We start from the raw sequence: 22,696 nt of genomic DNA, 5'->3' as shown, positions 1-22,696 counted from the left end.
AGAGTCGTGAACCGGCCGGAAAGCGAAAACGCCCCGGAGCGTAATGCGCCGGAGCGGTGAACAATGTAGTCCCGACCGGATTCGAACCGGCGCTACCGCCTTGAGAGGGCGGCGTCCTGGGCCACTAGACGACGGGACCTTCGGGGGCTTGTGACAGTGGTAGTCCCGACCGGATTCGAACCGGCGCTACCGCCTTGAGAGGGCGGCGTCCTGGGCCACTAGACGACGGGACCCTGACCACAAGCTGGTGCCGGGTCTCCCCGGCAACGCCCGTAACTCTACCGCACCTCGGAGACCACAACCAAACCGCTTTCAGCCCATCAGATCGGGTCTGTGGTGCCTGACCCAGTCGCCCATCCGGCCGCGTTCCCACAGCGGATCGAACTCGCCGAGCGGGATCGTCACCTCGGGCCTGCCGGTGGCCGGATCCACGGGTACGCGGGCCAGCCGGTCGCGCATCCAGCGCGGTACGCGCGGCGGCACCGTCCGCTCCCCCCAGCCGATGAGCCCGACAGAGCGCAGCGCCTGGGCCTGCACCCGCACACCGCCCGGCCGGCCCACGCGCCGGGGGTTGGCCAGTTGGGTGTTCACGATGTCGACCCTGGTGATGTCGGGCCAGCGGAGGCGGGCGCGGAAGCCGTACGAGTCGGACAGCTCCACACCGTCCGGGCTGAAGCGGACGACGGTGCCCGAGGTGAGCCGGCGGTGCTTGGCGACGAGCACGGCGAACAGGGCGCCGGTGGCCAGGACGGCGATGACGACGCCGAGCGGGGTGCTGTTGGTGAAGATGGCGCCGAGGAGGAGACACACGGCGAAGAAGAGGACGAGTGGAGCGATGAACGGGGCGACGATGCGCGGGAAGCTGCCCGCGCGGATACGAAATTCATCCATAATCCGGCGGGACTATACCGACTGAGCTGGGCCCGATTCCACCCCTCCACCGCAATCCGGGAGGGCCGGGTCAGGTGGTGAGGAGGCCGCGGCGGTATGCCTCGCCGACGGCGGCGGCGCGGTCGCGGACGTCGAGCTTGGCGTAGATGTGCAGGAGGTGCGTCTTGATGCTGGCCTCGCTGATGAACAGCGCGGCCGCCGCCTCCCGGTTCGTCGCTCCCCCGGCCACCAGCCGCAGGACCTCCAGTTCGCGCCTGCTCAGGCTGCCCCGCGCGGGCTTGCGCAGGTGGTCGGCCAGGCGTCCGGCGACGGCGGGCGCGAGCACGGTCTCGCCCCTGTGGGTGGCGCGGACGGCGCGCACCAACTCCTCGGGCGGGGCGTCCTTCAGCAGGTAGCCGCTGGCTCCGGCTTCGAGCGCGGGCAGCACGTCGGTGTCGAACGTGGTCAGCACCAGCACCCGCGGCCCCGTGCCGCTGAGACGGCGGATGGCGGCGACGCCGTCCATGCCGGGCATGCGCAGGTCCATGAGGACGACGTCAGGCCGCAGCTCGGCGGCCAGCCGCACCGCCTCCGCGCCGTCGGCCGCCTCGCCGACGATCTCCAGATCCGGTTCGCCGCCGAGCGCCGCCCGCAGGCCGTCCCGCACGATGGGATGGTCATCCGCGATCAGCAACCTCATCCTGCGCTCTTCCCCCAATGATCGTCCGCACTCGCCCGGCTCATCCCCGCACTCGCCCGGCTGATCTACACCCCGCTGCACTCGGCCGGCTCATCCGCACCCTTCCGTCCGGCCGGCTCATCCGCACCCTTCCGTCCGCACTCGGCCGGTTCATCCACGCCTTCCGTCCGCATGGCAGGCCCATCCGCGCCCTTCCGCCAGCACTCGGCAGGCTCATACGCGCCCTTCCGTCAGGTGGTCCTCTGCCGTCAGCGTCTCACTCTCCGCCGGTATGGCGGGTATGGCGGGGACGGTCGCGGCCACCGCCGTGCCTCCGCCCGGTTCTGACTCGATGTCGAGGGTGCCGCCCACTCCGCGGACCCGCTGGCGCATTCCGTCCAGGCCGAAGCCGTCAGCGGGCGCCTGCGGGGCGAAGCCGGTCCCGTCGTCGCGGACGTCGAGCAGGACCAGTTCGTCCGTGTACGACAGAGTCAGGCCCGTCCTGGTGGCTCTCGCGTGCTTCGCGACGTTGGCCAGCGACTCCTGGGCCACCCGGAACAGGGTTGCCTCCACGTCGGCGGCCAGGGCGACCGGGGTGCCGGTGACGTCGAGGGCGAGGTCGACGCCCGACGCCTGGGCCCACGATCGGGCCAGGCGGGTGATCGCCTCGGGGAGGCTCGCGTTCTCCAGCGGCTCGGGCCGAAGCGCGCGTACCGACCTGCGGGCCTCGGCCAGACTGCGGCGGGCCAGGTCGGCGGCCTGGGACAGATGGCGCTCCCAGTCATTCGCGCGGTCGTCCGCCTGGTCATGGTCCCGGTCATTCCGTCGGTCGTGGGCCTGGTCAGGGGCCTCGTCGTTCGCCCGGCCGTGGCCCCGGTCAATCGCTCGGTCGTCCGCCTGGTCGGGGGCCTTGTCGTTCGGTCGGTCGTGGCCCCGGTTGCGGTCGTGGGCCTGGTCGTGGTCGTGGTCCCGGTCGCGGTCGTGGGCGCGGTACCGGTCGCGGTCGTGGGCGCGGGCGGGGGCGCGGTCGTGGGGGCAGGGGCGGGGGGTGCGGGCGGCGGCGTCGAGTTGGGCGATGAGGGCGACGAGGTCCTGGGCGACCGTGTCGTGGATCTCGCCGGCCACGCGGTGCCGCTCGTCCAGTACGCCCGCCCGCCTGGCCTGGTCGAGGAGCCTGGCGTGCAGGTCGGCGTTCTCGGCCATGGCGGCCCGGAGTTGCCCGACCAGGCGGCGGCGCTTGTCGTGCTCGGCGGAGACGTACCAGCCGGCCAGGATCAGTGGGGCGGCCACGCCTGCGATCATGGTGAGCAGTGTGGCGCGGGCCTCGGGGCCCGCCTGGGCGGCCACGCTGACGACGGCCGTGACCGTCACGCCTGCGATGACCAGCCGGGCAGGCAGCATGGCGATGGCCAGCGGATAACCGATCGCGGCGAACAGCACGAAGGCGCCGTTCTGCGCCGCCAGCGCTCCCCCGAGTGCGACGAGCACGAGGTAGTGGCCCACGACCAGCGCGCGGCGGCTCTCGCGGCGCGTGTGCAGCCAGGCGATCGGCGCTAGCCACACCGCGGCGGCCACGGCCAGCGCGGGCCAGGGCGGGCCCGGCCACGGCCAGGCACCGGCGCCCTCCTCCGCCGCCCAGGTCACGAGCGGACGCAGCGTCGCCCACGGCTCGCCGCGCGGAGCGTCTGCCAAGGCGGCCGCACTCGCGGAGACCCCGAGCAGCCCGTACGCGAGCCACAGGAACGCCCACCGCTCACGGCCGTCGATCCAGCTCATGACGTCAAGCCTGGCACGTATCCACCGATCGGTGGATAGCCGGCCTCAACCGATCGAGCCGCCGGGCGGGCGATGTGGGACCGGCGTCGGCCTGGCGAACATGGGCTCATGAGCAATCCGACGCGTAGAAGCATGTTCCAGCTCGCCGCCGCCGCGGGTGCGGGCGCCGCCACCACGTCGTTCACCGGCAAGCGCAAGGAGGTGACCACGTACGTCTTCGTGACCGGCTCGAACGGCGTGGCCACGGGCGACCCCGAGCTGACCATGCGCGGCCACCGGGTCGTGGGCGTGAACCTGCCCGGGCACGGCCCCGAGGAGCAGTACACCATGGCCTACCAGGCGCCGCAGGACCTGGCCAAGCTGGCCGCGATGCCGTCTCCGGTGGCGGAGGTGACCCTGGACGACTATGTCGAGGCCACGGTGGACGTCGTGCGCAAGGTCTCCGGCTACGGCCCGGTGATCCTCGTGGGCTTCAGCATGGGCGGGGCGGCGATCACGAAGGCCGCCGACGCGGTGCCTGACCTGGTCGACCGGCTCGTGTACGACAGCGCGTTCTGCTGCAGCAAGCTGCGCTCGCCGGCGGAGTACCAGGAGACGCCGGAAGGCAAGCAGAGCCTGGCACCGGCGCTGCTGGAGGGCATCGTCGGCGACCCGCGGGTGATCAACGCGATCCGGTTCAACTGGCGGACCGCCGACAGGAAGTTCCTGGACAAGGCGAAGGCGGTGTTCATGGCGGACGGGACCGAGGGAGAGTTTCTCGCCATGCTGAACACGCTTCTGCCCGACGAAAGTCTGCAGGTGGCGAGTGCCGACGCCCGTGGACGCAAGGAGGCGTGGGGGCGGGTGCCGCGCGTCTACATCCGGCACACGCAGGACCGGATGATCCCGCTCGCGCTCCAGGACCGCATGATCAGGGAGGCCGACGCGATGACGCCTGGCAACAAGTTCAAGGTCTACAGCGTGGCCACGTCGCACGGGGCGACGCCCAAGACCTATCGGCAGATCACGGATATTCTCGACCGGCTGGCGAAATGAAAAAGGACGTCCCGCTCGGGACGTCCATCCAGTGCTGGGGTACCAGGACTCGAACCTAGACTAACTGAACCAGAATCAGTCGTGCTGCCAATTACACCATACCCCACCGCCTGCGAACCCTTGGGCTGCGCTGGGCGACGTCCGAAAGAATAGCCCAGCTCGGGGGCTAAGACCAAAACGATTCTCGAACCGCTGCTCCGCCGCTCACAGCACGGGCTCCGGCGTGCCAAGCTGATGGGGACAAAACACCACGTGGAGGAGCCCCAGCGTTGGCCGAGAATCCGTTCTTCGCCCCAAGCAACCTGCCCTACGAGCTGCCGCCGTTCGCCGACATCCGGGAGGAGCACTTCCTGCCCGCGTTCCGGCACGGGATGGCCGAGCAGCTCGCCGAGGTCGACGCGATCGCGGGCAGCACAGAGCCGCCGACCTTCGACAACACGATCGCCGCGCTGGAGCGGTCGGGGCGGACACTCGACCGCACGGCCACCGTCTTCTTCAGCGTCGCGTCGTCCAACACGACCGACGGCATCATGGAGATCGAGAAGCAGATCTCTCCCGAGCTGACCAGGCACGGCGACGCGATCCGGCTCAACCGGGCGCTGTGGGCGCGGATCAAGCAGGTGTCCACGGAGGACGCCGAGGAGTCCTGGCTGCTGGAGAAGTACAGAGATGACTTCATCAGGGCCGGGGCTGACCTGTCGGAGGCCCAGCAGGACCGGCTACGTGAGCTCAACGAGGAGCTGTCGCGGCTGTCGACGGAGTTCGCGCAGCGCCTGATGAAGGCGTCGACCGAGTCGGCGCTGGTGGTGCGGGACCCCAAGGAGCTCGACGGCCTCGACGAGGCCAAGATCGAGTCGCTGCGCGCCGACGACGGCACGTACGTCCTGCCGCTGCTCAACTTCACCGCCCAGCCGGGCCTGGCCCAGCTCACCGACCGCGACGTGCGCCGCAGACTGTACGTGCTGAGCGTCGGCAGGGCGCCGGGCAACTTCGAGACGGCGACCAGGATGACGGCGCTGCGGGCGGAGCGGGCGGCGCTGCTCGGGTTCCCCAGCCACGCCGCCTACTCCGTCGCCGACCAGACGGCCAAGACCGTCGAGGCGGTCGAGGAGATGCTGGGCCAGCTCGTCGGCCCCGCCGTGCGCAACGCCCGCAAGGAGGCCGAGGCGCTCGCGGCGCAGGCCGGGTTCGACATCGAGCCGTGGGACTGGTCCTACTACTCGGAGAAGGTGCGCCAGGCCCGCTACGACTTCGACGGCGCGGCCGTGCGGCCGTACTTCGAGCTCGACCGGGTCTATCGCGACGGCGTGTTCTTCGCGGCCACCGAGCTGTACGGGGTCACCTTCACCGAGCGGCCCGACCTCGGCGGCTATCACCCCGACATGACGGTGTTCGAGGTGTTCGACGAGGACGGGAGCCGGCTGGGGTTGTTCCTGCTCGACCCGTACGCGCGGCCGGGCAAGCGTGGCGGCGCGTGGATGAACAACCTGGTCGACCAGTCGTTCCTGTTCGGGCAGTTGCCCGTGGTGATGAACAACCTCAACGTCACCAAGCCCGCCTCCGGGCCGACGCTGCTGACGTACGACGAGGTCAACACCGCCTTCCACGAGTTCGGGCACGCCCTGCACGGACTGTTCTCGCAGGTGCGCTACCCGCGCGTGTCGGGCACCAGCGTGCCCCGTGACTTCGTCGAGTACCCGTCGCAGGTCAACGAGATGTGGGTGACCTGGCCGGAGATCCTGGCCAACTACGCCAAGCACCACGAGACGGGCGAGCCGATGCCGGCCGAGCTGGTGGCGAAGCTGACCGCGGCGGAGAAGTTCAACCAGGGCTTCGAGACCGTCGAATATCTCGCCGCCACGCTGCTCGACTGGGCCTGGCACAAGCTGGCCGACGGGGAGGACGTGGCCGACGCCGAGGCGTTCGAGGCGGCGGCGCTGGAGGCGGCGGGGATCTCCATGGCGGAGGTCAGGCCGCGCTACCGGACCAACTACTTCGCGCACATCTTCGCCGGCGGTTACAGCGCCGGCTACTACTCCTACATCTGGAGTGAGGTGCTCGACGCGGAAAGCGTGGCGTGGTTCACCGAGAACGGCGGCCTGACCAGGGCGAACGGCGACCACTTCCGCCGCGAGTTGCTCTCCCGCGGCGGCAGCGTCGACTCCCTGACGGCGTTCAAGAACTTCCGCGGGCGCGAACCCGGCATCCGTCCGCTCCTGATCCGCCGCGGCCTGGACTGAGCGGGCCTGGACTGAACGGCTTGGACCAAGCGGGCCTGGGCTGAGCGGCCTGGGCCAAGGCGGCCCACCGCGCGAAGGTGCGCGGTGGGTCCGCGGGCGGCGCCTCGATCAGCCGCGCAGGCGGCTCAGGGCGGCGCGGAGGCGCTCCAGGGTGCGCTCACGGCCGAGCACCTCGATCGACTCGAACAGCGGCAGCCCGACGGTCCGGCCGGTGACCGCCACGCGTACGGGAGCCTGGGCCTTGCCGAGCTTGAGGCCGTTGGCCGTGCCGACCACCTCCAGCGCCTCCTTGAGCGACTCGGGGTCCCAGCTGATCGTCTCCAGGCGCTCGAGGTAGGCGGTGAGGATCTCCACCGGGGAGTTCTTCATCGCCTTGTCCCAGGACACCTGGTCGAACACCGGCTCGTCGAGGAACAGGAAGTCGATGTTCTGCCGGATCTCGGAGAGAACGGCGATGCGGGTCTGGGCCAGCGCGGCGACCTTGCTGAACAGCTCGCGATCCCAGGAGGCGTCGAGGTAGGCCGCGCAGCGCTCCTCGAACGTCTCCACCGGCAGCGCGCGGATGTACTCGCCGTTGAAGGCGCGCAGCTTCTTCTCGTCGAAGAACGCGTTGGACGGGTTGACGTCCTCCAGCCTGAACAGCGGCACCATCTCCGACCACGGCATGATCTCGCGGTCCTCGCCGGGGCCCCAGCCGAGCAGCATGAGGTAGTTGACCATGGCCTCGGGCAGGTAGCCCTCCGCGCGGTAGTCCTCGAGCGCCACCTTGTCGCGGCGCTTGGACAGCTTCCTGCGCTGCTCGTTGACGATCACCGGCAGGTGCGCCCAGACCGGCGGCGTCGCGCCCAGCGCGGGCCACAGATGCTCCTGCCTGGCCGCGTTGGGCAGGTGCTCCTCGCCGCGGGCGACGTGCGTGATGCCCTGCGTGATGTCGTCGACGGCGTTGGCCAGCACGTAGAGGGGCGAGCCGTCGGTGCGCGCGATCACGAAGTCTTCCTGCGCGATGTTGGGGAACTCCACCCTGCCGCGGATCAGGTCGTCGACCACCGTGACCCCCTCGTCGGGGGTGCGGAAGCGGACCGCGCCCGCGGTGAGGCCCCGGTCGCGGCAGTGGCCGTCGTAGCCCTTGTCCTTGGAGCCGGTGCGCTCCTGGACCTGCTCGCGGGTGCAGTCGCAGTAGTAGGCCTTGCCGTCGGCCAGCAGCTTGGCCACGGCCTCGCGGTGCTGCGGCTCGTACGCCGACTGGAAGTAGGGGCCCTCGAACACCGGGTTGGTGCCGTTGATGCCGATCCAGTCGAGCGCCGAGATGATGCCCTCGGTCCATTCCGGGCGGTTTCTCGTGGCATCGGTGTCTTCGATGCGCAGGATGAACCGCCCCCCGGTCCGCTCGGCGACCGCCCAGTTGAACAGCGCGGCGCGGGCGCTGCCCACGTGGAACATGCCGGTAGGAGACGGGGCGAACCGCACCCGTACGTCAGTCACGGGAGACCACCTTGTTCGTGAGTGTGCCGATGCCTTCGATGCCGATGCTGACCTCGTCGCCGATCTCCAGCGGGCCGACGCCCGCCGGGGTGCCGGTCAGGATGACGTCGCCCGGGATCAGGGTCATGATCGCGCTGACGTAGGCCACCAGCGCGGGGATGCCGTGGATGAGCTGGCTGGTGCGGCCGCTCTGGCGGATCTCGCCGTTGACCGTGGTGGTCAGGGCGAGGTCGCTCGCGTCGAGATCGGTCTGGATCCACGGCCCAAGCGGGCAGAACGTGTCGAAGCCCTTCGCCCGCGTGAACTGCACGTCCTTGCGTTGCAGGTCACGGGCGGTGACGTCGTTGGCGCAGGTGTAGCCGAAGATGACGTCCTTGACCCGCTCGACCGGCACCTCGCGGCACAGGCGGCCGATCACCACGGCCAGCTCGCCCTCGTAGTCGACGCGGTCGGACAGCGACGTCGGGTAGGCGATGCTCTCGCCGTGGCCGATCACCGTGGTCGACGGCTTCATGAAGATGAGCGGCTCCTCGGGCACCTCGTTGCCCAGCTCGGCCGCGTGCTCGGCGTAGTTTCTGCCGATGGCGACCACCTTGCTGGGCAGCATCGGGGCCAGCAGCTTCGCCTGGGACAGCGGGAAGCGCTCACCGGTGAACTGGACCTGGCCGAACGGGTGGCCGGAGATCCCGGAGACGAACTCCTCCCCCGGACCGCCCTCTACCACGCCGAACGACACGCCTTCGCCTGTGGAGAACCTCGCTATACGCACCCGACAAGGCTATCGCCGCCGCCGCGAGGGTCCCGCCACCTTTTCCGCCGGCGTCACGCCCAGGTCAGGAACCGTCGATAAATGTACCCAGAGTCCGTTTTGTTGTGCATTAGGTATGTAGCTGGGGTTATGTGCACATGTTAGGGAGACTCACAGGGGGGGTGACGGACGTGTCGGACACGATGTCCAACCGGCCGGCGGGGGCCGGCCAGACGGGGACCGTACCCAGGGCCAGAACGCAGGAGACCGGCACCTCGACGTCACTGGTCACCGGCAAGGGCACCACGAGCATCGAAGACGGGGTCGTCGCGAAGATCGCCGGGCTGGCGGCCCGGGAAGTCTCGGGCGTGTACGCCATGGGCGGGGGCGCGGCCCGGGCGATCAGCAGCATGCGCGGCATGGTCGGCGCGCCAGGCAGCGTCTCGCAGGGCGTGTCCGTCGAGGTGGGTGAGCGGCAGGCCGCCGTCGACCTCGACCTCGTCGCGGAGTACGGGACCGCGATCCCGGACCTCGCGGGAGCCGTGCGGAAGAACGTGATCGGTGCGATCGAGCGGATGTGCGGGCTCGAGGTCACCGAGGTCAACATTCGGGTCGACGATGTTCACCTGCCCGAGCAGGACAGGGAGCGGAGACCGGAGCGGCAGCCGGAAGAGGCCGAGGAGCCCCGGGTCAGATGACGGACACGGGAACGGGCGCGAGCCCCGCCGCCTCGACGGCGGCCACCGCCGACGCGGGGGTGATCGCCGAACGGGCGCGGGGATGCCGGGGGGTGGCCGGGCTCTCCGGCGGGCCCTTCGGGACGGTGGCGACGTACCTGCCGGGCGAGCGACTGCCTGGTGTCTCCGTGGCCGGTCACGCGGTGGAGATCGCCATCGTCGCCACGATGGAGCGCCCGCTCCCGGAGACCGCCGACGAGGTACGGCGGGCCGTGACGGACGTGGCCGGAGACCGGCCGATCAACGTGCGGATCGACGACGTCGTCGTCGACGGCACCGGGGAGGGACCATGAACAACATCCAGTGGACGCCGTTGATCGGCATGGCCGTCGGCATCATTCTCGGGCTGGTGGGGGCGTTCGGCGGCCTCGGCCCGTTCCTGCTCGTCCTGGTGCTGGGCGCGCTCGGCTTCCTGGTCGGCCGCATCGCCGAGACCGGCGAGGTGAACCTGTCCGGCCTGTCCTTGAGGCGGAAATGACGGATGTGACCCCGGGAGCGGGCGCCGCGACGGTGCCCGCGCAGCGGCGCCCGCCGCCGCCGGCGCCTGAGCGGCGGGGGCGCACCGAGGTCACCGGCCAGGTGGTCATGAAGCTCGCGACCTGTGCCGCCAGGGAAGTCCCGGAGGTGCGTGCAGTACACCTCCGTGGCCTGCCCTGGGCCCGCTCGTCGGGCGTCGACATCCGCGGGAACGAGGCCGAGATCCACCTGAACGTGACCCTGGGCTATCCGGCGCCGCTGCGCGCCGTGGCGGCGCGGCTCAGGGAGCACGTCATGCGGCGCGTCGCCCGGCAGACCGGTCTGAACGTCACGCGCCTCGACGTCACCGTGGAGCCCGGCACAGGACTCGGCACAGGACCCGGCACAGGGCTCGGCACAGGGCTCGGCACAGGACCCGGCACAGGGCTCGGCACAGGACCCGGCACAGGGCTCGGCACAGGGCTCGGCACAGGACCCGGCACAGGGCTCGGCACAGGACCCGGCACAGGGCTCGGCACAGGGCTCGGCACAGGAGAGGAGGAGGGTCCGGCATGACCGAACAGGAAACACGCCCCGTCCTCGCCGGCGTGTCCGGAGCGCACCGGGCGGAGGTCGGACCGCCGCCGCATGACAGGTCCGCCGACCGGGCGGCCAGGCGGGCCTTCCGGCCGTACCGGAGGATTCCGGCCATCGTGGTCGCCGCGCTGCTCACGCTCCTCGGCCTGCTCGTCGCCGCCGAGACCATCTCGGCGCTGGCCGGCCGGCCGCTGCGCTGGCTGCCGTACGACGGGATGCTCGCCTGGGCCTCGGGCACGCTCTGGTCGAACCCGCTCTTCCTGCTCGGCGCGGCGGTCGTGACGCTGCTCGGGCTGGCGCTGCTGGCCCTCGCGCTGGTGCCAGGCCGCCCCAGGATGGTGCCGGTACGCAGCGGCGACCCCGACCTGATCATCGGCCTGCGCCGCAGGAGCGTCGCCAGGGCGCTGGCGCACGCCGCCGACGAGGTGCCGGGCGTGCACTCCTCACACGTCACCATGCGCGGCCACACCGTCTCGGTCAGGCCGGAGACATCGGGGTGGGACGACGAGCGGTGCGAGCAGGACGTACGCGCCGCCGTCCTGGACAGGCTGGCCGGGCTGGACCTCGTGGAGCCGTACCGGGTGGACGTGCACGTCAAGGAGCGCAGGTGAACAGGAAGACGGGGCGGGGCAACCGCTGGGGGCTGGCGCTGACCGGCCTGGTGCTGACCGTTCTGGGCGGGCTCGGGCTGGCGCGCGGGCTCGGCGCGTTCCCGCGGAACTGGGCCGCGTCGGACACGCCGATCGTGGACGGGAACGTGGTGGCGTTCTTCACGCGTACGAGCCCGTGGATCTGGTGGCTCGTGGCGCTGGCGTCGATCGTCGTCGCGCTGCTGGCCCTGCGCTGGTTGTTCGTGCAGGGACGCAGGGAGACGCACCGCACGCTGCGCGTCGAGGACGGCCCGCGGGGCGTCACCGAGGTGGCCGCGGGCGGCATGGCGGACGCGGTCGCCGCCGACGTCGAGACGAGCCCGGCGGTGCTGAGCGCCGCCGCGAACCTGGCGGGGCCCGGGGACCACCCCGAGGTACGGCTGAACCTGGTGGCCGACGAGTCGGTCCCGATGTCCGAGCTGGGCAGGCACTTGTCCACGGTGGCGCTGCCGCACGTACGCGACGCCCTGGACCGGGATCACGTGCCGGCGGTGGCCCGCGTTAGCCTGGAGCCCTCACCAGCGCCGCACCGCGTGGTGCGCTGACGAGAGGGGCCTGAAGTTGTCCGTTGTGAAGATCAACGTGCTGTCCGTTCCCGCCGAGATGCGGGACGAGCTCGAACGGCGTTTCGCCAAGCGGGCCGGGATGGTGGAGTCAGCCGACGGGTTCGAGTGGTTCGAGCTGCTCAGGCCGGTGGAGGGCACGGATCGCTACCTCGTATACACGCGCTGGCGCAGCGAGGAGGACTTCCAGGCGTGGCAGCAGGGCGAGGCGTTCCGTCGCGGGCACGCCCAGGCCGCGCAGGCCGCCCAGGGTCACGGCCATGGGCAGGGGACGGCGGCGACGGGCTCCGAGGTGTGGAGCTTCGAGGTCGCGGAGAGCGCATCCCCGAAGTCCTGAGCCCGGTCAGAGGAGAGCGCATCCCCGGCCTGAGCCCTGTCAGGGGAGCGCGTCCCCGAAGTCCTGGGCGCGGTCGTCAGCCACGGAGGCCGCCGTCGACCCGGAGGTCGACCCCGTTCACCGCGCCGTTCTCCAGCAGGAAGACGGACGCGTCGACCACCTCGGCCGACGTGGCCAGCCGGTTGGTCAGCGCGCGGCCGCGGCCGTCCCCGCGGCGGCCGCCGGCTCCGCCGCGACCCCTTCGGCCCGGACCTGGTCCCTGCCGGTGATCACCACCGGCCGGCCGGTCCCCGCGTAATGCCCAGCGAGTTCCCTGCCGATTCCCGACGTGCCTCCGACGATGACCACGCTGCCCACGTCCGCCCCCCTCTTCCCGAAGCCTGTCTCCGCAGGTTAGGCGGTGGGCGTCAGGACGATCGAAAGCGGGGCGGCGACTACGCGTCCAGCGGGTTGGCGGCGATGCGGTCGACGATGCCGCCGCGTACGAACCGGCCGGCGAAGCTCGACGGCTTGCGCGTGCCCTGGTCGGAGATGCACCCGCTGAACTCCTTGGCGATCTCCAGCCTCGGGTAGCGCTCCAGGACCTCTCGCCGCACCTCCGCCGGGAGGTCGCCGGTCTGGCGGCCGGAGATGTCCATGCCGGTCGAGAGCTCCAGCAGGTGACCCTCGGGGTCCTCCGCCACCGGCACCTCGTCCCACATGTGCCTGACGATCACCTCGGACACGCGCGTCCTGCGCTCGGGCGACCAGCCGGCCCCCGCGCCGAACACCCAGGCCACGTGGCCGCCGGCCTCCTCGTACGGCACCGTGTGGCTGTCGAACTCGGCGGCCAGCCCGATGTCGTGCAGCATGGCCGCCACGTAGAGCAGCTCGGCGTCGAACGCGATGCGGTTGTCCTGCGCGTACGCGGCCGCCCACAGGTAGGCGCGGATCGAGTGGTTGAGCAGCGAGGGCGAGTGGTAGCCGGTGGCCACCTCGAGCGCGCCGCGGCAGGCGGGCGTGTCCGGGATCACAAGGTCGTCGAATCTCACGTGTACCAGCATGTCGTGCCAGGGGCGGGGGTCGCGGGCCGGGGTGCCGGAGACGCATCGGACGGCTAACGAATCGGGCATCCGGCTTGACCACTTGATCGTGATTCCGAAAGCATGTCCCGCCCTCATCTTTTGTCCCGGAAGGAACTGGCGTGCGCCGGCTCGCGTTACCTCTTGCCCTCATGCTCCTACTCGGCGGAACGGTGAGCCCCGCGCAGGCCGACAAGGTGACGCGTACCGCGGAGTGCCAGGGTGACTGGCTGCCCGGCACGCCGACCGCCGCCGACGTCATGAAGGGCGAGATCTCGCTGGTGGGGCTGCCCGCGTACAAGCTGGGCAAGAAGATCAACTGGGACGCCAGCCCGTACAGGAACCGGTCGTGGGAGTTCGTGTTCCAGTCGCTGCGGTGGATGGGCACGCTCGTCGTCGAGTACGAGAACACCGGCGAGCAGCGCTACCTGGACCGCGCCACCGAGATCACCAAGGACTGGGTCGCGAACAACAGGTACGGGGCCGGCGGGACGAAGTCGTACGTGTGGAAGGACCACCCGGTCTCGCTGCGCACGCAGCCGCTGCTGTGCCTGAGCAGGCACGTCAACGAGAGCTGGCTGAAGGACAGCCTGGCCGCCCACGCCAAGCTGCTGTCGAACCCGAAGCTGTACAAGAAGGGTCACAACCACGGCATCGACCAGGACATCGCGCTCATGGGCATCGGCTGCCGCTACAACCGTGAGGACTGGTCGGACCTGGCCTCCCGACGGCTGACCGGCACGGTGAAGCTCGACGTCGACTCCCAGGGCGCGCTCATGGAGCAGGCGCCCCGCTACGCCGTCTACGTGTACGGCCGCCTCCAGGTCGCCATGACCAACATGAAGGCGTGCGACAGGAAGGTGCCCGGCGACATCGGCAAGCGGGCGGAGGCGCTGAAGGACTTCATCGCCCACTCGACCATGCCGAACGGCTACATGGTGCCCATCGGGGACGGCAGCGCCGACACCGAGCCGAAGATGGAGACCGGCACGCCCGAGCAGGAGGTCAAAACCTACCGGGCCGGCTACGTGTTCGGGCGGACCTCCTGGGACGAGCCGGAGTCGGCGTACTACTCGATCAGGTACGGGCCCGGGACGAAGTTCCACGGCCATGAGGACCACCTGGGCGTGACGTACTACGCGGACGGGCGGGACATCCTGGTCGACGGCGGGTTCCACTCCTACGAGAAGAGCTCTTACCGGTACTGGACGCTGTCGCCGGAGGCGCACAACGTCCCGACGGTGGAGGGTGCCAGGTTCCGGCCGCGTACGTCGAGCAGCCTCGTCAAGACCGACTACGACAAGGACCGGCAGGCGTTCAAGCTGACCGACAAGGCGTACGGCGTGAGCCGGACCCGGTCGGTGCTGGTCAACCACGGCGAGGACCTGATGGCGGTGCTGGACACGGCGTCGGGCGGCAAGAAGATCAAGAACGTGTGGCGGTTCCACCCGTCGCTCAAGGTGGAGTCCAAGAGCGACGGGAAGGTGGTGCTGGCGGACGGCAAGTTCAAGGTCACGCTGGTCCAGCTGTCCTCCTGCGATCGCGTGAGCGGGCAGAAGGTGGAGCGCGGCGGGAAGCTCGGGTGGGCGTCGCCGACGTATCTGTCGAAGCAGCAGGCCGCCGTCGTCGTGTCGCCCGCGGCCAGGTCGCTGCTCACGGTGATCGTGCCGGGGACCGACTCCCCCAAGGTGTCGTGCTCGGGCGGCAAGGTCACCGTGGAGGGCGTCTCCTTCCCCGCCGACCTCTTCTGATCGTCGAAGGGGGGGTACGAGCCCCCCTTCGAGGCTTTGCCCGGCGGTACCCAGCACTCCCGGCCGGCGCGCAGGTTGCCTAGCGTTCCGGCATGCCTAGCACTCCCGGCCGGCGCGGAGGAGGCCGTACGTCACGGCCTGCTCCAGCGCCTGCCAGGAGGCGTCGATGATGTTCTCGGCCACGCCGACCGTGGCCCATTCCGCCAGGTCGTCGCTGGAGGTGATGAGGACCCGCGTGACGGCGTCGGTGCCGTGGGTGCCCTCCAGGATGCGGACCTTGTAGTCGACCAGCTCCAGTCGTGCCAGCTCCGGGTAGAGCTGCTCCAGCCCCTGCCGCACCGCCTTGTCCAGCGCGTTGACCGGGCCGTTGCCCTCGCCGGTGGCCACGATGCGCTCGCCCTTGGCGTGCAGCTTGACGGTGGCCTCGCTGACCAGGTCGCCGCCCTTGGTGCGCTCGACGATGACCCGCCAGGACTCCACCTCGAAGTGACGCTTGCGCTCCCCCTGAACGGTGTCGCGAAGCAGCAGCTCGAACGAGGCGTCGGCGGCCTCGAAGGTGAAGCCCTTGGACTCCAGGTCCTTGACCCGGTCCACCAGCGTCCTGGTGTGCTCGGGGGTGAGCTCGTAGCCGAGCTCGCGGCCCTTGAGCTCGACCGACGCCCGGCCGGCCATGTCGGAGACGAGCATGCGCATGTCGTTGCCGACGGCTGCCGGGTCGATGTGCTGGTAGAGGTTGGGATCGACCTTGATGGCGCTGGCGTGCAGGCCGGCCTTGTGGGCGAAGGCCGAGGTGCCGACGTAGGGGGCGTGGGAGTTGGGGGTGACGTTGGTGACCTCGGTGATCGCGTGGGCGACGCGGGTCATGTCGGCGAGCGCGTCCGGCGGCACGAGGTCGAAGCCCCGCTTGAGCTGGAGGTTGGCGACGACGGTGAAGAGGTTGGCGTTGCCCGAGCGCTCGCCGTAGCCGTTGGCGCAGCCCTGTACGTGGGTGGCGCCCGCCTTGACGGCGGCCAGCGTGTTGGCGACGGCGCAGCCGGTGTCGTCGTGGCAGTGGATGCCCACCCGGGCGCTGGTGCCGGCGGCGTCGAGGACGATCTCGGCCAGCTCCTCGGGGAGCATGCCGCCGTTCGTGTCGCACAGGGCGATGACGTCGGCCCCGGCTTCGGCGGCGGTCTTGATCACCTCCAGCGCGTAGGCTGGATTGGATTTGTAGCCGTCGAAGAAGTGCTCGGCGTCGAGGAAGACTCGCTGCCCCTCCGCACGGAGGTGGGAGACCGTGTCGCGGATCATCGCGAGGTTCTCCTGAAGCGTCGTGCGGAGGGCCAGCTCCACGTGCCGGTCGTGACTCTTGGCGACAAGGGTCACGACCGGCACGCCGGATTCGCGCAGAGCGGCCACCAATGGGTCGTCGGCAGCCCGCACACCGGCTCGGCGGGTCGCGCCGAACGCGGCTAGTTGCGCGTGTTTCAGATCGAGCTCGGTCCGAGCCTGTCTGAAGAACTCCGTGTCCTTGGGATTGGCGCCAGGCCAGCCCCCCTCGATGAAGCCGACGCCCAGGCCGTCCAGGTGGCGTGCCACGGCGAGCTTGTCGGCGACGGTCAGGTTGAGCCCTTCCTGCTGTGCGCCGTCACGCAGCGTCGTGTCATAGACGTGGAAGCGGTCGTCGGCCATGAGCCTCTCTTCTCTCTGGAGGTCGTGGTAGGTCGCTCGTGAGAAAACAAAAAGACCCCTCACGGACGTGAGAGGTCTGCGCGCCGGCGGTGTCCCTGTGTCAGCCGGCGCGCCTGCGGATAATGAGCAGACCGTAGAACATGATGCCGCCCAGTCTGCCATACGCATCCACCAGTCGGCACATGGGTCTCACCTCGTGGGATACGGCGCCGTTCACACCTCGACGCCGACGCCACCGGTGATGATCTGTTCGAGCGCGGCGGGGTCGAACACCTCGTTGCCCAGCATCTGCCCGTCGAGCAGCACGGTCGGGGTGCCCTCGAGCGCCACCTTGGCGCTCTCCGCCAGATGCGCCTCCGCGTACGACTGCGACGTCACGCACTCGTCCACGGCCGCCCCCGCCTTCCTGGCCGCCTTGACCAGCTCCTCGACGGTGAACCCGGTGGCCACGCCGTGCGGCGCGGGCTGGATGGCGTACAGCTCGTCCCTGAAGGCCAGCCAGTTGGCCTCGGGGACGCATCGGGCGGCCGCGGCGGCGCGGATCGAGTTGGAGCGCATCGGCTCGTCCCGGAAGATCGTCACGGGGTGGAAGACGACCTTGACCCTGCCCTCCCTGGCCAACCGCTGGATCGTGTCGTCGACCTTGTCGTGCATGTCCTTGCAGACAGGGCAGTCGAAGTCCTCGAAGACGTCGAGCACGGGCGCCTCGCTCGACCGGTCGGCCAGCACCATGGTGCCGTCGATCTGCCGGGACAGCCGCACTCCCTCGGACGACGTACCCGGATTCGAGAACGCCAGCACCCCGAGCAGCGCGATCGCCACGCACGCGACCCCGACCGCCACCAACCGCTTCGTCATTCGCCCACCCTCGCCTCAATTGATCGCGCAGACACTATCGGATACCGGGACAATGGCCGCATGAAGGCCTACCTCCTCGACGCCGCAGTGGCGCAGTACGTCATGACCCACTCGACCCCACCCGACCCTCTGCTGGCGAAGCTGGCCGAGGAGACCGCCCAGTCCCTGGGCGAGTACGCGACCCTGCAGATCTCACCCGACCAGGGCGTCTTCCTCACCATGATCACCCAACTCGTGGCGCCGGCCGTGGCCGTGGAGGTCGGGACGTTCACCGGCTACTCCTCGGTCTGCATCGCCCGCGGGCTGTCCGGCGGCCGGCTGCACTGCTTCGACGTGAGCGAGGAGTGGACGTCCGTCGCGCGCCGCTACTGGCACGAGGCCGGCGTGTCACACCAGGTGACGCTCACGGTGGGGCCGGCCCTGGAGACGCTGGCCGCCTTCGACCAGACCATCGACCTGGCCTTCCTGGACGCCGACAAGGGCAACTACCCCGGCTACTACGAGCTGCTCATGGCCCGCCTGCGCCCCGGCGGGCTGATCGTCGCGGACAACACGCTGAGGAGGGGGTGGGTGGCGGATCCGGCGCACGAGGAGCAGACGACCGTCGAGATCCGCGAGTTCAACGACCTGGTGATCGAGGATCCCCGGGTGACCGTGCTCATGCTGCCGATCGCCGACGGCATGACCCTGATCAGGAAGAACTGACCCACCTCCGGGCGCCGGCATGACCGCTCGCGCGGCGGGCAGTCTCGACCCTGAAGGCACGAACCGAGGGGGGAGATCATGCGGTACCGCAGCCTTGGCAGTGAGGGTCCGACGGTCTCGGCGCTGGGATTCGGCGCGATGACGCTGGCGCCGGGCACCTACGGCGACGTGAGCGAGCGGCAGGCGGCCGAGACCCTGCTGACGGCGCTCGACGCGGGCATCACGTTCATCGACACCGCCGACATCTACGGCGCGGGACAGAGCGAGAGCCTGATCGGCCGGGTGTTGCGCGGGCGGCGCGACGAGTATGTGCTGGCCACCAAGTTCGGCGGAAACCAGGACGGGCGGGGCCTGCTGGTGCCCGGGCTCGGCAGGCCCGAGTACGTACGCGAAGCGATCGACGCCAGCCTGGACCGCCTGCGTACCGACCACGTGGACCTCTACTACCTGCACAGGCTCGACCCCACGACGCCCGTCGAGGACACCATGGGCGCGCTCTCCGAGCTGGTCACGGCCGGGAAGGTGCGTTACGCCGGCCTGTCTGAGGTGTCGGCGGCCACGCTCAGGCGGGCCTGCGCCGTCCACCAGGTCACGGCCGTGCAGATCGAGTACTCGCTGTTCAGCCGGGCGCCGGAGCGGGAGGTCCTCCCGGCGTGCGAGGAGCTGGGCGTCGGGTTCGTCGCCTACAGCCCGCTGGGCCGCGGCCTGCTCGGCGGCACGATTCGCGGGCGGGGCGAGCTGGAGAGCGGCGACTGGCGCCGGGGCAACCCGCGCTTCCAGGAGGGCAACATCGACCAGAACGTGGCCCTGGCCGACTCCGTGGCGGAACTGGCCGCGGAGAACGATCTGTCCGTGGCCCAGCTCGCGCTGGCCTGGCTCATCCACCAGGGCACCGTGCCGATCCCGGGGACGCGGCGCGCCGAGAACGTGCTCGCCAACGCCGCGGCCGCCGACGTGACGCTGGACAAGGAGCTCCTGCTGCGGATCGAAGAGCTCGTGCCGCCTGGCGCGGCGGCCGGCGAGAAGGGCAACGAGGCGTACATGGCCAACATCGACCGGTAGAACCCACGAGATCGTCACGTGGGGGTCATGAAACCGCCATCTCCTACGACCTCCGGGTAATACGCTTTGTCACCCTGTGACTACCCCGAGGAAGGTGAGATGGTCAGACCGCTCGAAGAGCGTTTCCGCACGGTCCGCGATCTGCTGCCCGATTATCGCGTCGAGACCACCCAGGGCCGGATCGTGGTCAACGAGACCGGCTCCTGGCAGCACAACACGATCCTCTCCCAGCTGTTGTTCCAGATCGCCGGCCCGGTCGCCGGGCGGGGCTGGGAGATCTGGCCCAACATCACCGTCTACCTGGGCCAGTACGCCGACCGCTACGTTCCCGACCTCGCCGTGGTGCCGCGTTCGCCGCGGATGTGGGAGGAGTACGCCGTGCACGGGGATTCGACGCTGCTGGTGGTGGACGTCGTCACCGTCGGCAGCACCTACGACGACTATTTCGTCAAACCCTGCGGTTACGCGCCAGGCGGGGTGCCGCTCTACCTGGTGATCGACCCCTTCCAGCACCGGGTACGCCTTTACAGCGAGCCAGGCGGCGGCGGATACGCCAAGCAGACGGACGTCGCCGAGGGCGAGCCGCTGGCATTGCCCGAGCCGTGGGGGATGTCCATCGACACGGCGAACCTCCTGAGTGCCGTGTGAGAGGAGCCTCGGGGCCGGTCGCGCCCCGAGGCCGCCCAGCCACAGACGATCCCTGAGGGGCCCCGCTAGACGATCTTGTGGATCCAGTTGTGAGTGTCGGGGCGGGCGCCGTACTGGATGCCGACCAGCTCTTCGCGCAGGCGCATCGTGACCGGGCCCGGGCCGCCGTCGGCGATGGTCCAGGCGCGGTCGGCGCCCTTGACCGAGCCCACGGGCGTCACCACGGCGGCCGTGCCGCAGGCGAACACCTCCGTCAGCTCACCCGACTCGCACCCTGCCTGCCACTCGTCGACCGAGATGAGGCGCTCTTCCGTCTCCAGGCCGAGGTCGCCGGCCAGCTCCAGGATCGAGTCCCTGGTGATGCCGGGCAGCAGGGTGCCGGTCAGCGCGGGGGTCACGAGCTTGTCGCCGAAGACGAAGAACAGGTTCATGCCGCCCATCTCCTCGACGTACCTGTGCTCGTGGGCGTCCAGCCACACCACCTGGTCACAGTCGTTGGCCACCGCCTGCCGCTGCGCGACGAACGCCGCCGCGTAGTTGCCGCCGCACTTGGCGAAGCCGGTGCCGCCGGGGGCGGCCCGCGTGTACTCGGTCGAGAGCCAGACGGAGACGGGCTTGATCCCACCCGTGAAGTACGACGCCGCGGGAGAGGCGATGACCATGTACTTGTACGACTTCGACGGGTAGTTGACCCCGAGCCCCGCCTGGGTGGCGATCATGAAGGGCCGCAGGTAGAGGCTGTGCCCCTCGGTCGTCGGCACCCACTCCCTGTCGGTCTGGACGAGGAGTTCGAGCGACTCCACGAACGCGTCCTCGGGGAGCTCCGGCATGGCCATCCGGGCGGCCGAGCGGTTGAAGCGGGCCGCGTTGGCGTACGGGCGGAACACCACGATGGAGCCGCCGATCTGGCGATACGCCTTGAGCCCCTCGAACAGCTCCTGCGCGTAGTGGAAGACCGAGGTGGCCGGGTCGAGCGAGAGCGGTCCGTACGGCATGAGCCTGGCGTCGTGCCAGCCCTGGCCCTCGGTGTAGTCGGCCGAGATCATGTGGTCGGTGAAGGTCTGCCCGAAACCCGGGTTCGCCAGTACCTGCTCCCGCTCGGCCGCGGTGCGAGCGTGGTCGGATAGCTGCACGTCGAAGCTGAGCTTTTGAGCGATGGTCATGACGACGGTCCTTCTCTCTGCGAATGTGCGAAATCTACCGGATCCGCGGCGTTGCGCCGCCGGAGGCCGGGCACTGCTCGGGGCAGCTCGTACTTCCTATTGTCTCGCTATATGGGATGACAAGCGGTTGTTGAGGTGGTTCGGGCACGAAAAAGCGCCCGCCAGTCCCCCTCGGACCGCCGGGCGCTTTTGGGGCTAGGCGGTCCTAGCCGGATACTCGCGCGGTGATGTCGTCGCCGATCTCGTGCGTCGTGCGGCCCGCCCAGCCGGCCAGCCGCTCCACGATGTCGTCGGCCACGGCCTGCTCGACCCTGGCCGCCTCGGCGGGCAGGCCCAGGTGGTCGAGGAGCATGGCGACCGACAGGATGGTCGCGGTCGGGTCGGCCTTGCCCTGCCCGGCGATGTCGGGCGCGCTGCCGTGCACCGGCTCGAACATGCTGGGCGCCGTGCGCTCCGGGTTGATGTTGCCGCTGGCCGCCAGGCCGATGCCGCCGGCGATGGCGGCGCCGAGGTCGGTGATGATGTCGCCGAACAGGTTGTCGGTGACCACCACGTCGAACCGCTCCGGCTGGCTCACGAAGAACATCGAGGCCGCGTCGATGTGGCTGTAGTCGGTCGTGACCTCGGGGTATTCCTCCGCCACCCGGTTGACCGTGCGCTGCCAGAGGTCGCCGGCGTAGGTCAGGACGTTGGTCTTGTGGACGAGGGTCAGCTTCTTGCGCGGACGCGACTTGGCCTTCTCGAACGCGAACCGCACCACGCGCTCGACACCGTGGGCGGTGTTGAGCGACTCCTGGGTGGCGATCTCGTGGGGCGTGCCGCGCCGCATGACGCCGCCGGTGCCCGCGTAGAGGCCCTCGGTGCCCTCGCGGACGACGATCATGTCGATGTCCTCGGCGGGCGTGTCGGCCAGCGCGGTCTCGACCCCGGGGAACAGCTTGACCGGCCGCAGGTTGACGTAGTGGTCGAACTCGAACCGGAGTCGCAGGAGCAGGTCACGCTCCAGGACGCCGGGCGGCACGCTGGGGTCGCCCACGGCGCCGAGCAGGATCGCGTCGTAGCCGCGCAGCTCTTCGAGCACCGCGTCGGGCAACGTCTCGCCGGTACGGTGATATCGGGCGGCGCCCAGGTCGTAGTGGGTGGGCTCGATCTTCGTGCCGACCGCCTCCAGGATCTTGAGTCCTTCGGCGACGACCTCGGTGCCGATGCCATCCCCAGGGATGACGGCCAGGCGGATGTTACGCGACTCCATGGGCGGTACCTTACCGGCTCGTCTCGACTGACGAACACATCATCTCATTCTGCGGATCGTTCCGCGGGCCACCGCGCAGGCCGCCCGTACAGGCGTCCGGTTTGAGGCATTTGCGACCTTTTGACTGTTTCGTTAGAGTCCGTCGGGCCTAATCCACGCAACCGCTGCGTGGAGCCGGGGACCCACTTTCCCCTGGGGCGAATCGGCACTCCGCCGTAGGGCTGCTTCCAGGCCCGAGCCCGTCAGCTAACCCGGCAGGCCACGTGGAAGGACAGTCCCCTGTCTCGCATCGCCGTTGTGCTGGCGGCGGGCATCGCCGGGCTCACCCTGGCCGCCCCCGCCCATGCCACCCCGC

At 70.0% G+C, this 22,696-nt stretch carries 24 protein-coding genes, 3 tRNA genes and 1 riboswitch; of the genes, 13 read left to right on the top strand and 14 right to left on the bottom strand.

The window, feature by feature from the left end:
* Nucleotides 1-66 precede the first annotated feature (66 nt).
* The 5 genes from ITP53_RS34800 to ITP53_RS58170 all read right to left on the bottom strand — a co-directional run bounded on the left by ITP53_RS34800 (nt 67) and on the right by ITP53_RS58170 (nt 3,325).
* Nucleotides 67-139 (bottom strand) — tRNA-Glu (locus ITP53_RS34800).
* 18 nt (nt 140-157) lie between these two features.
* Nucleotides 158-233: transfer RNA gene (locus tag ITP53_RS34795), tRNA-Glu, on the bottom strand.
* A 79-nt stretch (nt 234-312) separates the two neighbouring features.
* Nucleotides 313-891 (bottom strand): hypothetical protein, encoded by a 579-nt coding sequence (locus ITP53_RS34790; RefSeq protein ID WP_195899701.1) that lies wholly within the window; start codon nt 889-891, stop codon nt 313-315.
* Nucleotides 892-961: 70 nt separating this feature from the next.
* Nucleotides 962-1,570, bottom strand: a complete 609-nt coding sequence (locus ITP53_RS34785; RefSeq protein WP_195899700.1) for a response regulator — start codon at nt 1,568-1,570, stop codon at nt 962-964.
* 213 nt (nt 1,571-1,783) lie between these two features.
* Nucleotides 1,784-3,325: a sensor histidine kinase gene (locus ITP53_RS58170; protein WP_195899699.1), complete on the bottom strand. Its 1,542-nt coding sequence runs from the start codon at nt 3,323-3,325 to the stop codon at nt 1,784-1,786.
* Between the two features lie 108 nt (nt 3,326-3,433).
* Here ITP53_RS58170 and ITP53_RS34775 point away from each other — a divergent pair, with 108 nt between their 5' ends.
* A complete protein-coding gene (locus ITP53_RS34775; protein WP_236051490.1) occupies nt 3,434-4,360 on the top strand; it encodes an alpha/beta hydrolase in 927 nt (308 codons plus the stop codon).
* Nucleotides 4,361-4,394: 34 nt separating this feature from the next.
* Here the strand turns inward: ITP53_RS34775 and ITP53_RS34770 are convergent.
* Nucleotides 4,395-4,466 (bottom strand) — tRNA-Gln (locus ITP53_RS34770).
* A 163-nt stretch (nt 4,467-4,629) separates the two neighbouring features.
* Between ITP53_RS34770 and ITP53_RS34765 the strand changes: the two genes are divergently transcribed.
* Nucleotides 4,630-6,600, top strand: a complete 1,971-nt coding sequence (locus ITP53_RS34765; RefSeq protein WP_195899698.1) for a M3 family metallopeptidase — start codon at nt 4,630-4,632, stop codon at nt 6,598-6,600.
* 108 nt (nt 6,601-6,708) lie between these two features.
* Here ITP53_RS34765 and gltX read toward each other — a convergent pair whose 3' ends face one another.
* Nucleotides 6,709-8,040: a glutamate--tRNA ligase gene (gene gltX, locus ITP53_RS34760; RefSeq protein ID WP_207756819.1), complete on the bottom strand. Its 1,332-nt coding sequence runs from the start codon at nt 8,038-8,040 to the stop codon at nt 6,709-6,711.
* Between the two features lie 34 nt (nt 8,041-8,074).
* Nucleotides 8,075-8,851: a fumarylacetoacetate hydrolase family protein gene (locus ITP53_RS34755; protein WP_195899696.1), complete on the bottom strand. Its 777-nt coding sequence runs from the start codon at nt 8,849-8,851 to the stop codon at nt 8,075-8,077.
* A 182-nt stretch (nt 8,852-9,033) separates the two neighbouring features.
* Between ITP53_RS34755 and ITP53_RS34750 the strand changes: the two genes are divergently transcribed.
* Genes ITP53_RS34750 through ITP53_RS34720 form a run of 7 tightly spaced genes read left to right on the top strand, consistent with a single transcriptional unit; the run spans nt 9,034 to nt 12,170 of the window.
* Nucleotides 9,034-9,528, top strand: a complete 495-nt coding sequence (locus ITP53_RS34750; RefSeq protein ID WP_195899712.1) for an Asp23/Gls24 family envelope stress response protein — start codon at nt 9,034-9,036, stop codon at nt 9,526-9,528.
* Nucleotides 9,525-9,860 (top strand): Asp23/Gls24 family envelope stress response protein, encoded by a 336-nt coding sequence (locus ITP53_RS34745; protein ID WP_195899695.1) that lies wholly within the window; start codon nt 9,525-9,527, stop codon nt 9,858-9,860. The genes ITP53_RS34750 and ITP53_RS34745 overlap by 4 nt, the downstream gene beginning before the upstream one ends.
* Complete coding sequence (locus tag ITP53_RS34740; RefSeq protein ID WP_195899694.1) at nt 9,857-10,045, top strand: hypothetical protein; 189 nt, start codon at nt 9,857-9,859, stop codon at nt 10,043-10,045. The genes ITP53_RS34745 and ITP53_RS34740 overlap by 4 nt, the downstream gene beginning before the upstream one ends.
* Nucleotides 10,042-10,599, top strand: coding sequence for an Asp23/Gls24 family envelope stress response protein (locus ITP53_RS34735; RefSeq protein ID WP_195899693.1), 558 nt, complete (start codon nt 10,042-10,044; stop codon nt 10,597-10,599). The genes ITP53_RS34740 and ITP53_RS34735 overlap by 4 nt, the downstream gene beginning before the upstream one ends.
* Complete coding sequence (locus tag ITP53_RS34730) at nt 10,596-11,231, top strand: DUF6286 domain-containing protein (RefSeq protein ID WP_195899692.1); 636 nt, start codon at nt 10,596-10,598, stop codon at nt 11,229-11,231. The genes ITP53_RS34735 and ITP53_RS34730 overlap by 4 nt, the downstream gene beginning before the upstream one ends.
* Complete coding sequence (locus ITP53_RS34725) at nt 11,228-11,815, top strand: hypothetical protein (RefSeq protein WP_195899691.1); 588 nt, start codon at nt 11,228-11,230, stop codon at nt 11,813-11,815. Before ITP53_RS34730 ends, ITP53_RS34725 begins: the two co-directional genes overlap by 4 nt.
* A gap of 16 nt (nt 11,816-11,831) precedes the next feature.
* Entirely contained in the window at nt 11,832-12,170 is a 339-nt protein-coding gene (locus tag ITP53_RS34720; protein WP_195899690.1) for an antibiotic biosynthesis monooxygenase family protein, read from the top strand.
* 186 nt (nt 12,171-12,356) lie between these two features.
* On the opposite strand, the gene ITP53_RS58165 is transcribed toward ITP53_RS34720, so the two are convergent.
* Together ITP53_RS58165 and ITP53_RS34710 are read right to left on the bottom strand one after the other, a co-directional pair.
* Entirely contained in the window at nt 12,357-12,527 is a 171-nt protein-coding gene (locus tag ITP53_RS58165) for an SDR family NAD(P)-dependent oxidoreductase (RefSeq protein WP_195899689.1), read from the bottom strand.
* A gap of 77 nt (nt 12,528-12,604) precedes the next feature.
* On the bottom strand, nt 12,605-13,201 hold the full coding sequence (locus tag ITP53_RS34710; protein WP_328816720.1) for an HD domain-containing protein: 597 nt from the start codon (nt 13,199-13,201) through the stop codon (nt 12,605-12,607).
* A gap of 152 nt (nt 13,202-13,353) precedes the next feature.
* On the opposite strand from ITP53_RS34710, the gene ITP53_RS34705 reads away from it, so the two are divergent.
* On the top strand, nt 13,354-14,982 hold the full coding sequence (locus ITP53_RS34705; RefSeq protein WP_328816718.1) for a heparinase II/III domain-containing protein: 1,629 nt from the start codon (nt 13,354-13,356) through the stop codon (nt 14,980-14,982).
* Nucleotides 14,983-15,078: 96 nt separating this feature from the next.
* On the opposite strand, the gene cimA is transcribed toward ITP53_RS34705, so the two are convergent.
* Together cimA and ITP53_RS34695 are read right to left on the bottom strand one after the other, a co-directional pair.
* Nucleotides 15,079-16,653, bottom strand: coding sequence for a citramalate synthase (gene cimA / locus ITP53_RS34700; protein WP_195899688.1), 1,575 nt, complete (start codon nt 16,651-16,653; stop codon nt 15,079-15,081).
* A 213-nt stretch (nt 16,654-16,866) separates the two neighbouring features.
* On the bottom strand, nt 16,867-17,511 hold the full coding sequence (locus tag ITP53_RS34695; protein ID WP_195899687.1) for a DsbA family protein: 645 nt from the start codon (nt 17,509-17,511) through the stop codon (nt 16,867-16,869).
* Nucleotides 17,512-17,571: 60 nt separating this feature from the next.
* Here ITP53_RS34695 and ITP53_RS34690 point away from each other — a divergent pair, with 60 nt between their 5' ends.
* The 3 genes from ITP53_RS34690 (at nt 17,572) to ITP53_RS34680 (ending at nt 19,926) form a co-directional block, all read left to right on the top strand.
* Nucleotides 17,572-18,216, top strand: coding sequence for an O-methyltransferase (locus tag ITP53_RS34690; RefSeq protein ID WP_195899686.1), 645 nt, complete (start codon nt 17,572-17,574; stop codon nt 18,214-18,216).
* Nucleotides 18,217-18,294: 78 nt separating this feature from the next.
* A complete protein-coding gene (locus tag ITP53_RS34685) occupies nt 18,295-19,278 on the top strand; it encodes an aldo/keto reductase (protein WP_195899685.1) in 984 nt (327 codons plus the stop codon).
* Between the two features lie 99 nt (nt 19,279-19,377).
* Complete coding sequence (locus tag ITP53_RS34680) at nt 19,378-19,926, top strand: Uma2 family endonuclease (RefSeq protein ID WP_195899684.1); 549 nt, start codon at nt 19,378-19,380, stop codon at nt 19,924-19,926.
* Nucleotides 19,927-19,991: 65 nt separating this feature from the next.
* Here ITP53_RS34680 and ITP53_RS34675 read toward each other — a convergent pair whose 3' ends face one another.
* Together ITP53_RS34675 and ITP53_RS34670 are read right to left on the bottom strand one after the other, a co-directional pair.
* A complete protein-coding gene (locus tag ITP53_RS34675) occupies nt 19,992-21,089 on the bottom strand; it encodes a branched-chain amino acid aminotransferase (protein ID WP_195899683.1) in 1,098 nt (365 codons plus the stop codon).
* Nucleotides 21,090-21,294: 205 nt separating this feature from the next.
* A complete protein-coding gene (locus tag ITP53_RS34670; RefSeq protein ID WP_195899682.1) occupies nt 21,295-22,341 on the bottom strand; it encodes a 3-isopropylmalate dehydrogenase in 1,047 nt (348 codons plus the stop codon).
* A 135-nt stretch (nt 22,342-22,476) separates the two neighbouring features.
* A riboswitch (cyclic di-AMP (ydaO/yuaA leader) is annotated at nt 22,477-22,617 on the top strand.
* Nucleotides 22,618-22,696: the final 79 nt, after the last annotated feature.

It is taken from the genome of Nonomuraea cypriaca (assembly GCF_015645445.1).
GTDB lineage: Bacteria > Actinomycetota > Actinomycetes > Streptosporangiales > Streptosporangiaceae > Nonomuraea > Nonomuraea cypriaca.
The sequence above is the reverse complement of the archived record's forward strand: the minus strand, read 5'-3'. Positions and strand labels throughout refer to the sequence as shown.